At 66.8% G+C, this 11,978-nt stretch carries 12 protein-coding genes and 2 tRNA genes; 7 read left to right on the top strand and 7 right to left on the bottom strand.

Annotated elements, in window-relative coordinates:
• The first annotated feature begins 123 nt into the window (after positions 1–123).
• The 4 genes from sepX to H7344_RS13600 all read left to right on the top strand — a co-directional run bounded on the left by sepX (position 124) and on the right by H7344_RS13600 (position 2,479).
• Entirely contained in the window at positions 124–981 is an 858-nt protein-coding gene (gene sepX, locus H7344_RS13615) for a divisome protein SepX/GlpR (protein WP_186346550.1), read from the top strand.
• 81 nt (positions 982–1,062) lie between these two features.
• A tRNA-Ala gene (locus H7344_RS13610) sits at positions 1,063–1,138 on the top strand.
• Between the two features lie 406 nt (positions 1,139–1,544).
• Positions 1,545–2,009 (top strand): hypothetical protein, encoded by a 465-nt coding sequence (locus H7344_RS13605; protein WP_186346549.1) that lies wholly within the window; start codon positions 1,545–1,547, stop codon positions 2,007–2,009.
• A 197-nt stretch (positions 2,010–2,206) separates the two neighbouring features.
• On the top strand, positions 2,207–2,479 hold the full coding sequence (locus tag H7344_RS13600; RefSeq protein WP_186346548.1) for a hypothetical protein: 273 nt from the start codon (positions 2,207–2,209) through the stop codon (positions 2,477–2,479).
• Between the two features lie 43 nt (positions 2,480–2,522).
• Here the strand turns inward: H7344_RS13600 and H7344_RS13595 are convergent.
• A tRNA-Val gene (locus tag H7344_RS13595) sits at positions 2,523–2,596 on the bottom strand.
• Positions 2,597–2,737: 141 nt separating this feature from the next.
• Between H7344_RS13595 and H7344_RS13590 the strand changes: the two genes are divergently transcribed.
• Positions 2,738–3,565, top strand: a complete 828-nt coding sequence (locus H7344_RS13590; protein WP_188834869.1) for an IS5 family transposase — start codon at positions 2,738–2,740, stop codon at positions 3,563–3,565.
• A gap of 949 nt (positions 3,566–4,514) precedes the next feature.
• Here H7344_RS13590 and H7344_RS13585 read toward each other — a convergent pair.
• Positions 4,515–4,706 carry a hypothetical protein gene (locus tag H7344_RS13585; RefSeq protein WP_186346546.1) on the bottom strand — a complete coding sequence of 64 codons (192 nt, stop codon included), beginning with the start codon at positions 4,704–4,706 and terminating at the stop codon, positions 4,515–4,517.
• Positions 4,707–4,822: 116 nt separating this feature from the next.
• Between H7344_RS13585 and H7344_RS13580 the strand changes: the two genes are divergently transcribed.
• Positions 4,823–5,374 (top strand): hypothetical protein, encoded by a 552-nt coding sequence (locus tag H7344_RS13580; RefSeq protein ID WP_186346545.1) that lies wholly within the window; start codon positions 4,823–4,825, stop codon positions 5,372–5,374.
• A 232-nt stretch (positions 5,375–5,606) separates the two neighbouring features.
• Complete coding sequence (locus tag H7344_RS13575; protein ID WP_186346544.1) at positions 5,607–6,152, top strand: hypothetical protein; 546 nt, start codon at positions 5,607–5,609, stop codon at positions 6,150–6,152.
• Positions 6,153–6,379: 227 nt separating this feature from the next.
• Here H7344_RS13575 and H7344_RS21230 read toward each other — a convergent pair whose 3' ends face one another.
• From H7344_RS21230 to H7344_RS13550, 5 genes are all read right to left on the bottom strand, one after another.
• On the bottom strand, positions 6,380–7,543 hold the full coding sequence (locus tag H7344_RS21230) for a tyrosine-type recombinase/integrase (protein WP_186346543.1): 1,164 nt from the start codon (positions 7,541–7,543) through the stop codon (positions 6,380–6,382).
• A gap of 77 nt (positions 7,544–7,620) precedes the next feature.
• On the bottom strand, positions 7,621–8,292 hold the full coding sequence (locus tag H7344_RS13565; protein WP_186346542.1) for a recombinase family protein: 672 nt from the start codon (positions 8,290–8,292) through the stop codon (positions 7,621–7,623).
• 503 nt (positions 8,293–8,795) lie between these two features.
• A complete protein-coding gene (locus tag H7344_RS13560) occupies positions 8,796–9,308 on the bottom strand; it encodes a hypothetical protein (protein WP_186346541.1) in 513 nt (170 codons plus the stop codon).
• Positions 9,305–9,556, bottom strand: a complete 252-nt coding sequence (locus H7344_RS13555; RefSeq protein WP_186346540.1) for a hypothetical protein — start codon at positions 9,554–9,556, stop codon at positions 9,305–9,307. Before H7344_RS13555 ends, H7344_RS13560 begins: the two co-directional genes overlap by 4 nt.
• A 214-nt stretch (positions 9,557–9,770) precedes the next feature.
• Entirely contained in the window at positions 9,771–11,783 is a 2,013-nt protein-coding gene (locus H7344_RS13550; RefSeq protein WP_186346539.1) for a bifunctional DNA primase/polymerase, read from the bottom strand.
• Positions 11,784–11,978 lie beyond the last annotated feature (195 nt).

Genomic DNA, 11,978 nt, shown 5'->3' with positions numbered 1-11,978 from the left:
AGCGGCGGACGTCGCGTTACAAGCCGACGGCGCGAACCACGAATCACACCAGTCACAGGGGCCATTTGCGACACACCCCTTGACATCCGCCCCATCTGCCGCCTGCGTACCTACGCTCGGCCCGTGGACCTGAGCGCACTCATCTTCGTCGCCCTTGCGGTGGCCTGGGCCGTCTACCTGATCCCGAAGGCGCTCAAGCACCACGACGACGTGCAGCGCAGCCGGTCGGTCGACCGGTTCTCCGACACCATGCGGGTGCTGGCCCGGCGCGAGCCGGTCGACTCGCGCGGCGGTCGGCTCGTCGTGACGCCGGGCCGCCCGGCGGACGCCGCCGTCGTGGTCACCAAGCCGTCGGTGCGGGTGCCCGCGGGGTCGCCGACCGTACGCCGCGCCGCGGCCGCGCAGGCCGCTCGCCGTCGGCGTCGCGTGCTCGGCGGCGTGCTGGTGCTCAACGCCGGCGTCGTCGGTCTCGCCGCGACGTCGGTCGTCTCGTGGTGGTGGGTCACCGCGCCGGTCGCCCTGCTCGTCGCGTGGCTGGTCGCCTGCCGGCTCATGGTCCGCCAGGAGCGGTCGGCCCGCCGGCCCTCTGCCCGCGTCCCCGTCATCCAGGACCCGGTCGAGGAGGCGCCGGTCGAGGAGCCCGCCGCGGAGGCCCCGGCCGAGCCGGTCGCCGAGGAGCGCGTCGACGACACCCAGGGCTTCGAGGCGGTCCGCGTCGAGGACCAGCCGCAGGTCCAGCAGGCCGACGTCGACCCGTCGCTGTGGGAGCCGGTGCCGGTCACCCTGCCGACGTACGTCACCAAGCCGGCCGCCCCGCGGCGCACCGTCCGCACGATCGACCTCGACGCCACCGGCGTCTGGACCTCGGGCCGCACCGACGCCGACGCCGCCCTGGCGCGCGAGGCCGACCAGGCCGCCCGGGCTGCGAAGAAGTCCTCCGCGGCGTCCTCCGCCGACGACGCCCGCGCCGTCGGGTCCTGATCCAGGGCTGATTCGGCGGCCGCGGGAGCGGGTGCTAACGTCTTCCCTCGCGTCCCGGGTGCAACGCCCAGGGGTCGCACTGGGGCTGTGGCGCAGTTGGTAGCGCGTCTCGTTCGCAATGAGAAGGTCAGGGGTTCGAATCCCCTCAGCTCCACCACCAGGAATCGGCCCGCAACCAGCAGAAACGCTGGCTGCGGGCCTTTCTTGTGCCTAGGTCGAACGAACCCGGATGCAGTTGGGGTGCAGTTCACTGGTGTTGGTAGGCGTACGCATGCGCTTGGCCCGCCCCGTCCTGTACCTCTCCCGCGCACTTCCCCACGAGCATCGGCCGCAAGCGCGCAGCATTGCGGAACGAAGTGAGCTGGCACCGGCAGGCAGGCCGCACCTGCTGTTCTGGTCCGCTGACCGACGTCGCCCGAGAGTTTCTAGAAACCGTCTCCGCAGGTGGTCGCCGAAATGGGCGACGAGGTCCCAGATTCGCTCTGAACTTCTCGGCGACGGGTCTGCATTGTGCTCTCACCGGGAGGCCAGAAGCGGTCTCCGCGACCGGCCAGGAGGCCAGCATGTCCACCACGACCACCCGCAAGCCCGCCACCCGCAAGCCCGCCGCGACCAAGCCGCAGCCCGCTGCTCCGAAGGAGCAGAGGCCCGCTGCCGCGAAGGCCACGCCCACGAAGGGTAAGCCCGAGCCGAAGCCGGAGCCCAAGACGCTGGTGGAGGCGTTGACCACTGGGCAGGCCACGCTCCTCAAGGTGCGGGCCAACGGCACCCGCCGCTCGCTGCCCTACCTCGTCATGGGAACGGAGGCACGGGCGCAGGCCGAAGCAGTCGCCAGGATGCGCGAGGCCGGGCAGACCGTGGACGCGATCGCCGAGACGCTGAAGGTGTCCACCGCGACGGCTCGTCGGTTCATCACGAACCTGGCGCTGGCGCAAGCGGTGGAGGCTGGCAGCCACGACGCGGGCTGGAAGCCCGGCACCCGCGAGGTCGTCGTCCACACGGTGACCGCGAAGCAGCCGAAGGCGTGATCGACGTACGGCTCATCGTTCGGCAGCGGGGCCGCGACGCCTACGTCTGACGGCTCACCGTGAACGATGTGCTGATCCAAGTCGTCACTCGGCCCAGGGGCCGACCAAGGGCGCTACCGCGCCGCAACTGAACAGCAGGACTCTGAGAGGGGCTGGCCTACGGGCTGGCCCCTCTAGACCTGCGTACCGTGAGGGCCATGGTTGATTACGTGCGCTGGATGGTGTCCTACTACGACGCCGCTACGAATGAGTACCTCTGGCAGGACGAGGAGGTTCCTCCTCGTCTGGCGGTTGGCGACGGTGTGCTGCTGCCCATAGCGGACTACCGCCGCTTTCGCGTTGAGGACGTCTGGCACTCCTACGACAGCCACGGTGACCTGGACCGTGGTACGCATGTGTTCCTTCGTGACGTGTCCAACTCGGAGGAGGACCGGGCGAAGCAGAAGAACCCCGGCTACTACACGTCCTGACAGGGAAAGAGGCGCGGGGTCTATGACCGCACCGCGCCTCTCCCAATCCTAGGAGGGATTCGAACCCCCGACCAACCCTTCGTTAGGGGGCTGCTCTATCCGCTGAGCTACTAGGCCAAGAACGTCAGGATAGCGGAAGCGGCGCTCTAAGGCGCGAAGATCGGTGGGTAGGCCCGAGGGGCCGGCGGGCGGCCGGTCCGCGTTCTAACTGGGTGTGTCCCTATTGCAGGAACGGTTTCCGTGGGCACTGTGCGAGGCATGCCGTACCCCAGTGACCTGACCGACGAGCAGTGGAACCTGCTGGAGCCGGTGTTCAACGCGCCGGGCAAGCGCGGCCGCAAGCACGCTGGTGACCTGCGAACCGTGGTAGACGCGATGCTCTACATCGCCCAGACAGGCTGCCAGTGGCGCTACCTCCCGGCGTCGTTCGGGCCGTGGACTCGGGTCTGGTCGCAGTTCCGGCGCTGGTCACGCAACGGCACGTGGGCGCAGGCCCTGACGGTGCTGCACGCGGCCGCGCGGCAAGCGGATGGGCGGGCCGATGAGGCGCCCTCGATGGTCGTCATCGACACCCACCTGGCGCGCGGCGCGTCGAATGGCGGGCTCACCTTCCACGACCGGGGCGGCCCCTACGGGCGCACCAAGGGCGCCAAGCGCGTCGTCGCCGTCGACGTGACCGGCCTCCCGGTCGGCGCCCTTGTCGTGCCCGCCTCCACCCACGAGAACCGGGCCAGCGAGCTGATGCTGGAGCACCTGACCCAGCAAGGCGTCACCGGCCGGCTCGAGCTGGTCCTGGTGGACCGCGGGGTCACGACCGCTGCGGCCCGCACCCTCGGCCGCGACCACGACCTAGATGTCCGCCGGGTCGGATGGGACGACAAGCAACCGGTCTTCCGCCCCATCCGGCACGCCTGGCGCGTAGAAGTCGCCCACGGCCGCCTCGGCCGCTCCCGCCGGCTGGCGAAGTCATTCGAGAACACCACCACCTCGGCGACCGGCTGGCTCCAGGTCGCCTGTATCGCCACCACGCTGCGCCATCTGTCCCGTGGGCCTAGCCGCCGACGCCCGGTCGCGCTCGCAGCTTGACCAAAGGAACCGTTCAATCGGACGTAGCGTCCTACTGACGACCAGGAACCACGCAGATGGGATGGCTAGTGATGAGACGCGTCGCCTTGACTGGAGCCTGCTTTGGACTTCTAGCCGTCGTGAGCGCTTGTGCCGGCGAGGAGACAGCCAGCGACACTGGGGCAGCCAGTCAGGAACGCGACGTTCGCGTCCTCGGCGGCTCTAGCCGTGACGGATCGCAGAATCCCACAGCGGATCGTCGCGGACCGCTCCCCGATGGAGGGGCAGCCTCGTGTGTTGAGTCATACGACCCGAAAGCCGTCACGGGACGCGCGTTCGCGTTCGATGGAGTAGTGGTGGCCGTAGGTGATTCGGTCTCCGACCGCGGTGACGAGGCTGACCTGGGACTGCCAGGAGTCACCTTTGAGGTTCGGGAGTGGTTCTCCGGCGGCCAGGGCGACACGGTCACGGTTGACGTGCAACCCCCGACCACAGGTTCCACGGACCCGTCTGACCCGGGGTACGCCTACGGAGTCGGTTCACGGCTACTCGTGAGCGGTGAGGCTAGGTGGGGCGGTTCCCCGCTCAAGTCGCCCATCGCCTGGGGCTGCGGGTTCAGCCGCTATTTCGACCCTGAAACCGCCACGGCTTGGCGTGACGTCCTCGCGCGCTGAACTGCGACCTGGGAACGTCTTCTAGTTGGCAGTTCGCGTGTTGCCGGGCGCCAACAGCGTGCCGCAATAGGGACACACCCAGTAAGGCCCGGTTGCGTCGGCGGCGTCGGGCGACTGCCTGCTGGTCAGCCGTGCCCCCGCACCGACGGGCTACGCGCCGAGCGCTCCGGCGTACGGCCAGGCCTGATGTCACCGGGCGGGATCGGAGCGGGTAGGTCTCGGGTCCTGGCCGCTACGACGACCCCGCCCGTCCTCGCCGTGGGGGAAGGAAGGAGGCCACGGCGAGGAACTCGGGGTCAGTCCAACTCGGTCGCGTGGTTGTGCATGAACTCGTGCAGCGCGAGGTTGGTGATGAGGCCGCGCTCGTCCACGGCGATCTTGTCCTCGCTGATCATGCGCCGGACGAAGTCGTGTGACTTGCCCAGTCGCTTGGCGAGCTGGCCCACGCTGTAGGCGTCACCGTGGGAAACGGTCGGAGTGCTCGGCATGCTGGTGTCCCTTCCTTCGGTCTTGGGCCACCAGTACACAGAGGATCGGCGCGGCTCTGGGGCGCTGTCTGCGGTCCGCTCTACGTTGAGGGCGTGGACCGCAAGCGGGACGAGACATGAAACGCAGCGAGGAGCTTCGAACGCAGGCCCAGCACGTCGTCTCGTTCCGAGACGGCTACATGCAACTCATTGGGCTCTCCCGCATTGTGCATGACGAGGTGTTCTACTCGCATCGACTACGTGTCCCGAAGCAAGGACACGAAGCCGAGTACTTCAAGTTGATGGCAACCGTCGCGCGGGCCGCTGGTCACGCGCAGGTTGGTCCTGGCGGGGTGCTCCACGGGATCGCCAACTGGAAGCAATCACTTGACGACATTGAAGCGCTGAGTGCAGCCGATGTGATCGAGACCTGCGAGTCGGTCATCGGCATGTTGGAGGGACAAGCCACGGTCCTCGAGAGACGAGATCGAACGCTGGCTGGTCGAGTAGCGGCGTTCGTTGGCTTCCCGTCTCGAGTGCGGGCCATCGCCGCGCAGGACTATCCAGGGTTGCAGAAGGCCGCGTTCGGCGTCGGTATCGCGGGCCAAGTCCTGGTCGGCGTGATGGTGGCTGTGCTCGCTGCAGGCGTCATCGCCGTGATTGCTGCACTATGGCGAGTTATCGCTTGAGGAGGTTCGCGCTCACGACCGACCCCGAAACCCACGGTTCGCGTCTGGCGGGCGCAACATGGCTGTGTGTCGCTGATAGAGCGGACTATGGCCGCGCGACAACTCTCCCGCTTTGAGTTACAGCGGTGTGCTTCGATGAGGGAGCGGGGTCGACAGAGCGGCCAGCCAACACGGACGCGATGCCCCCGCAAGTCCCGCATCATGAGGTATCCTCAGATGAGGAGGTACCAACATGCCCATCAATCCGGTTGTCGAGAAGCACCTGAACGAGGCGCTCGACGAGTTGCGCACCCAGCGCGAGGACCTCGACGCGGCGATTGCGGAGGTGGAGGCCACCCTGCGGCGGCTAGGCGGCGAGGTGACGGTCAGCAGCCCTGCGCCACCTCAGATGGTGGAGATCGGGACGGCTGAGGAGAAGTCGACCGCTGGCGTTGTCACCCCGTTGATCGCGCCGCCGATGAAGGACGCCATCGTGGAGTACGTGGGCGGCGTCGACCACGATGTGACCACCGCGCAGGTCGTCAACGCACTCGCGCCGAAGTGGGACTGGCAGCCCAGCAGCATCCGCTCGCTGATGTCGAAGCTCGCGAAGGAGCGCGTCCTGGGGAATCCGAGGCGGGGCGTCTACAACGCCGACCCCTCGACGACCCCATACAAGACGTCCGAAGCCCCCGAGGATGAGTCAGGGGCTTCGGATGACGTTGCAACTACTAGTGAGGAAGGAGGAGGTCACCATCACTCGACGCCTTGGGTTTCGGGTGACCGTCCAGATTTCTGACGACGGAACGGTCACCGTCACGATCGAGCCCTTGTAGGTGCTCCATCTGACAGGCCGGGTGGGCGTCGCGCCAACGACGTCCACCTGGTCGACCACCAGGCTTCTTCACATTCAGTTGTACCAAACCGCAGGTTAGCCGCCGTACGGCGTACGCGCACCGGTTTGTGCGTGTGACGTACGGCGGCGTGTCGTACCGGTGGGCACGAACCGCCCCGATCGCAGACGGCTCAGAACGGCTTCCTGGGCTTCTTCGCCTTCTTGGGCTTTCCGCCGCTAGCGGCATCGCGGAGCGCATCGATACGCGCACCGTCATCGGACTCCCGTAGTCGGAACAGGTGGGCGTATCTCTTCAAGGTGATGGACGAGTCAGCGTGACCGAGCCTGCGGGACACCGCGACGACGTCCATGCCGCTCGCGATGAGAACGCTGGCGTGGAAGTGCCGCAGGTCATGGAAAGTGACCGTCAGCCCGAGAGCATCTGCCGCGGGTCGAAAGACGCGGCCTTGGAACTGGTTGTGCCGCAGCGGCTTGTCGCCCTGGCCAAACACGTAGTCGGTGCGCTTCATCCCCTTCGTGTGCTTCTTGAGCAGGGCCGTGACCTGGCGCCCCAAGTCGACAACCCGACGGCTGCGCAGGCTCTTGGGGGTGTCCTCTCGTAGACCGCCCTTGGTGTCGATGACCGTCCGGCGAACCGCGAGCGTCCCGGCGTCGAGGTCGAGGTCTGCGACCTTGAGGCCCGCCAGCTCGCCGGCCCGCAGCCCTGTCCAGGCAGCGACTTCAACGAGCACGGCCCAGCGACGATCAGCAGGCTGCTCCTTGTACCTGCGGCCCAACGCGTCAATACGTTCCGGCGTTGGCTCAGCCATACGGCGCACGAGCGCCTCGACCTCCTTGAGGGTCGGAGGGACGATCTCGCGACTTCCTCCCTTGACAGCCTTCAAGTCAGCGCAGGGATTCACCGACAGGTGCCGCTTCAATCGTGCGTGTTCGCAGATCGCGTAGAGAACAGTCATCGTGCGGTTCACGCTGGATGCGGCGGGTAGCCCTCCTCGTTCAGACACGGTGTTCATGAGGTCGACCCGGAACGAGTAGACGGTTTCGGTCGTGATCTGCTTCATGCGCTTGTCGTGCAGCGGCGCGAGCTTCTTGTCGACGGTCCACCCGTTGGCCCGCCGAGTCCGCTCCTTCCAATCGGGGTGCGCCGCAACCCAATCGTCGGCGACCTTCTTGAACTTGGCATCCGCTGATCTCGGGTCGATGTGGTCACCGTCCATGACCTGCGTCCTCCGGCGGGCCAGTGCGGACCGAGCCTTGCTCTCGGTCGTGAACTTTGAGTCGCTAACCATCCTGCCGCTGCCGTTGGCGTAGCGGATCTTGAAGCGCACCTCCACGTGCCCGTCGTCGTACGTACGGGTCACCTCATAGAGACCCCGGTCAATTCGTCGCTCCGACACCTCTGGCCTGGCCATCAGAGGGCCTCCGCCGTCTGCGAAGCCAGCGCTTCGAGGTCGAGCCGGTGTCCGGTGAGGATGCGACGCACGGTGGACGGTCGCCACTCGACCGCCCCTCGTGTCGTAGGGACGGAAGCGTCGGTCAGGGTCCGGGCGATGGCGCGCAGGCTGAGCCCGTCGTCGTGAAGCGCAACCACCTGCGCTACGACCTCGTCAGGCGTGCAGCGCGGGCGTCCGAGTCGCTGACCGCGTGCCTTCGCCGCTGCCAGGGCCTCGCGGGTGCGCTGGCCAATGAGTTCGCGCTCCCACTCCGCGATCTGAGCCATGAGGCCGGCGACCAACTTCCCATTCGGAGTCGCGGTGTCCACGCCGAGGTCGAGCAGAACCACAGCCCAGCCCTGCTTCTTCGCGGTGGCGAGCGTGTTGGAGAAGTCGACGACGCTCCGGCTTAAACGGTCCAACTTCGCGACGACGAGTGCGTCGGCCTCGCCAGCGGCTAGGAGGTGAAGCGCCTCCGTCAACGCCGGGCGGTGGAGGTTCTTGGCGCTGTAGCCCTCATCAGGGAGCCAGCGCACCGTCCAGCCGCGATGTGCGGCCTCGGAGGTGATGCGGGCGCGTTGGGCGTCCAGTCCGAGGCCGCTGCTGGCCTGCTCCTCGGTCGACACCCGGAGGTATCCGATGACGTTCATGTGTCCTGCTTCCTCGTGTGTACGAACCCCGATTCGGGGTCGGGCACGAGCAAGGTGCAGAAGCGCGGCGAGGAAGTTCAGGGCTCCGACGAGTCCAGTCAGAAGTGGACGCTTGGTCATGACGAGGGCCTCTCAGCAAGGAGGCGAGAGGCCTGCGTAGTGGCAAGGCGCGTCACTGACAGGTCTCTCACCGAAGGGTGATGGAGACCCGTCCTGCGCCACCTGATCTCGCTGCCATATCCCCCGCGAGAGGCGACTCAGTTCGGCCGCAGTGTGTGGGGGAGGGGACCAGCCGCTCAGCGGCTGCCCTCGTCCTATTGGCCTAACGAGTGGTTCAAGTCTAGATGATCAGCGAGGTGCTGTGGGGTGCCGAACGCGAGAGGGTGGAATCGGGTACGCCGGGTGCTGCCAGCGCCCCGCAGAGCGGCGAAGAACGCCGGTTCGGCCCGTGTGCCCGACGCAGGGCTGGTCCCGCGTTCTAGCCGTGCTGGCGTCGGCCACGGCTAGGGAGACCGGTACTGCACGTCGCCACGCGTGTAGGTCGGCGGCACGTTGTCAGCGGTCCGACCGTCCCAATCTCGCGGAGCCGGGAGGAATCGGGGTTCCTCGTCCGCGACCAGCTCGGCGTCGGCGATCTCCGAATGATCGTCAGGGGCGTCAACCAAGACACCTTCGATATCCTTCTCCCAAGGCTTGAGGAGTACCTCGACGGTCTGCGAGTTGCCGATCCCGTTGCGGTCCAGGATGTCGCGGGCAGCCGCGAGCTGGATGTTGTGCGGTGTGTGCCCGTCCAAGTTGAGCGCCAACTTCACCAGCACCGCAGCAGCCGGGTCAGCGGCCTCAAGGATGCGCATGCGGGACGCTTCCCGCGAGTCAGCGACGGACTTACCGGCGTGCATCCGGCACTTGGTGTCCCCGACGAGCGCCCAGTTGCCGCAAGCCTTTCCTGTCCGTTTCGTCATGGCGGTGCATGGGGTGGAAGCACCCATGGGGTTGCGGACTCGCTTCTCGGTCACGGCGCGCCACCATCCCTGCCGAGCATGGCGATAGAGAGACCGCGCCCTTCCCGGCCTTCCCTCTCGGTCAGCGACACGACGCCGTCCATCTCCAGGTCGGCCAAGATGGAGCGCAGCTCGCTCCTCGCCTCATGCGACCTCGCCCGCTGCTTCTTGTTGTTCGTGATGAGTGCTCGGCTGACGTCGCTGAACAACAGCGGCGTCGAGTCGTGACGGCGCAGCCACGCCAGCACCTTGTCTTCCTTCATGACATTCCTTTCTGTCGGTCGCCCACCCGGCACCAACGGACACCGCGCCCCATTAGGGGGGCGCAGGTTTGTCCGTTGCTTGGCACCGGACACCGTGTCTGTTGCCCTGTCTGTTGCCCTGGCCTGGGGAAACGCTGAATGTGTCCGTTGCTGTCCGGTGCTTGTCTGTTGCCCCGGCCAAAGGACGCGTGTCTGTTGCCCTGTCTGTTGCTATTCACGGCGCGCCCTCGTCCTCGACCGGGAAGAATCGGGTGGGCTCTGTGCCGCCCTCGCCGCCCTTCCGACCCGCGCGCTTGACTGCCTCCTCACTCTTGACCAGCCGAGCCAGCAGCCGGTCAGCCTTCTTCTTCTCAGCACCCGTGACCTCGCTCTTGTCCTTCGCGTACATCGCGGCTGCGACGTCGAGCGCGGTCGCGCCTGCCTCTCCCGCTGCTCGGAGAATCTGCTCAGGGTCCTGACTGGCCTCTACGACCCGAGTGCGGCCACGGCTGCGGTCGTGTTCCAGCAGCAAGGCGGGCACCCGGTCTGACGGCTCCTTGAGCTGCCGCATCTCGACCTGGTCCTTGTCGAACTCGCCGGCCTTGACGAGCATCAGCACGCTCCCTTGGCCCGCCGTGAGCCAACGGCTGCCGTAGACGTCGCTGAGGGAGTCCGGCCTGCGGTTCTCGCCGCTCGCCTTCCGCTGGTGGTGGAGGCCAACCCAGTTAATGCCTCGACTCACGACCTCCTGAATGGCGCTGTTGATGCCGCTACCAACGGCGTCGTCGCTGAGCTTCGACGCGACGTCCTTGAGGCTGTCCGCGTGAACCTCCGCGACCGGGCCGAACTCGGAGTGAATCCAGTCGGCCAGCACCTCCGGCCCAGCCAGCACGTCAACGGGCAAGGGGCCACGCCAGACCGCGAGGTTTGCCGCGAGGTTGCTGCGGAAGTCGATATCAACCGAGTCCGGATAGAGCCGGTTGCCTGCACGACGAGCCTGCTCGGGGCGGTCCATCGCGAGGTAGAGCACGATGCCTTCGGCGGGCGTGACCGAGTAGCCCAGCAGCTCGTCTCGGAAGCCGAGGCGGGCGGCCATTAACTGATGGTCGATCGTGGACTTGCCGGTGCCGTCGTCACCGCAGATCAACAGCGGCTCGCCGTCAATCCAGAGGATGCGCTTGCCGTCGCCCCACAGCGTCGGCGTCTCGGCTGGGAGGTCCAGGAAGAACTCGCTACCGCTCATCTTGCGGGCGTTGCGGGAACGGGCGTGCCTCTCAGCGATCTTCTCAGCCTGGAAGGCACGCGCGGCCGCGTCTCGGATGCGCAATTTGCGGACCGCGTCCTCGATGTCTCGTTCCATAGCGGTGGCGCTCGACTCCTGCAGGAGGATGAGAGCCTCTTGGCTGCCCGCATCCAGCCCGCTGGCGACAGTCGCTCCGGCCTCGCCCGCCGCAAGACCCTTCATCTCGGCAACGCGCACGAGTGCGTCCGTGACCTCATCGACCGTGAGGTAGCCGCCTCCGACGAATCGGCCGAGGTAGTACGCCGCCGAGTTGAGAGCGTCGTTCCGCTCGCCGGGATGCGCCTGACGGACGTTGTCTAGCTCGTCCTCGAGAACCGCGAGGGCGTAGGCGCCGGGCGTAGTGCTGATGCGCCGGGTGACCGACCCTAGCCCCGTGCCAGCGCCGCGCCCCTTGGCCGCTAGGAGCGCAGAAGCCCACGGGTCGGGCAGTGGGGCCAACCCTGCGTTCTTGTCCGCCCAGCGGTACTTGACGCCGGTGTACTGGTTCAAGGAAGGCGGAGCAACGACATAGCCTCCGACGCCCCGGGTGTCGACGCCTTCGCCGAGTGACCCAGCCGAAGTCGGCAGGTCCTCGGACGTCTTGAAGTACAGGTGTCGACCGCGACTCGTGAGCACCGTGCGCGTAGTCGGCAGAGGCCCGAGAGTCTCCTCAAGGCGGGCCAGGGAAGCAGCGCCGTAGTCGCCGTCCACGTCGATGACCAGCAACTCACTCGGCCCGCAGGCGATGCCGACGCCCGCGTGAGGCCAGCGTCTCCACCACCGACGGATGACGGCTGGGTCCGTGGTCGCGCGCTGACTGTCGTCACCTTTCGCCCACTTCGTCAGCGGCATCTTCACAACGTCGCCGGCCTGCTTGTTGAAGTGCATTGGGAAGACATGCCAGCCACGCTCCGCGTATTGCAGGGCTTTCTTCAACCCGACTTCCGGGTTGTTTGTCTTTGCCATGTGTTCGCTTCCTTGCAGCTTTTTTATGCGGTGACCAGCCGCGTTACCTATTGTCCCAGAAATGCGCCTCGATCTGGGCGTCTGGCTTTCTCATTCATTTCGAGCCATTGAGACGAGCTTCTTTTGTGACACAATTGCTATCGGTCACTTATCGCTTCCTTTCGCTGACCAACCTGCGGCCTGACTAGCCGCGAA

The sequence above is a fragment of the Nocardioides deserti genome (assembly GCF_014266025.1).
In the GTDB taxonomy this organism is placed as follows: domain Bacteria; phylum Actinomycetota; class Actinomycetes; order Propionibacteriales; family Nocardioidaceae; genus Nocardioides; species Nocardioides deserti.
The sequence above is the reverse complement of the archived record's forward strand: the minus strand, read 5'-3'. Positions and strand labels throughout refer to the sequence as shown.

What these genes read in the sequence shown, in the direction of transcription:
- H7344_RS13600 (WP_186346548.1), top strand. Translation starts at nt 2,207, where the DNA reads ATGGTTGATTACGTGCGCTGGATGGTGTCCTACTACGACGCCGCTACG.
- H7344_RS13590 (WP_188834869.1), top strand. Translation starts at nt 2,738, where the DNA reads ATGCCGTACCCCAGTGACCTGACCGACGAGCAGTGGAACCTGCTGGAG.
- H7344_RS13555 (WP_186346540.1), bottom strand. Translation starts at nt 9,556, where the DNA reads ATGAAGGAAGACAAGGTGCTGGCGTGGCTGCGCCGTCACGACTCGACG.
- H7344_RS13550 (WP_186346539.1), bottom strand. Translation starts at nt 11,783, where the DNA reads ATGGCAAAGACAAACAACCCGGAAGTCGGGTTGAAGAAAGCCCTGCAA.
- H7344_RS13605 (WP_186346549.1), top strand. Translation starts at nt 1,545, where the DNA reads ATGTCCACCACGACCACCCGCAAGCCCGCCACCCGCAAGCCCGCCGCG.
- H7344_RS13585 (WP_186346546.1), bottom strand. Translation starts at nt 4,706, where the DNA reads ATGCCGAGCACTCCGACCGTTTCCCACGGTGACGCCTACAGCGTGGGC.
- H7344_RS13575 (WP_186346544.1), top strand. Translation starts at nt 5,607, where the DNA reads ATGCCCATCAATCCGGTTGTCGAGAAGCACCTGAACGAGGCGCTCGAC.
- H7344_RS13580 (WP_186346545.1), top strand. Translation starts at nt 4,823, where the DNA reads ATGAAACGCAGCGAGGAGCTTCGAACGCAGGCCCAGCACGTCGTCTCG.
- H7344_RS13565 (WP_186346542.1), bottom strand. Translation starts at nt 8,292, where the DNA reads ATGAACGTCATCGGATACCTCCGGGTGTCGACCGAGGAGCAGGCCAGC.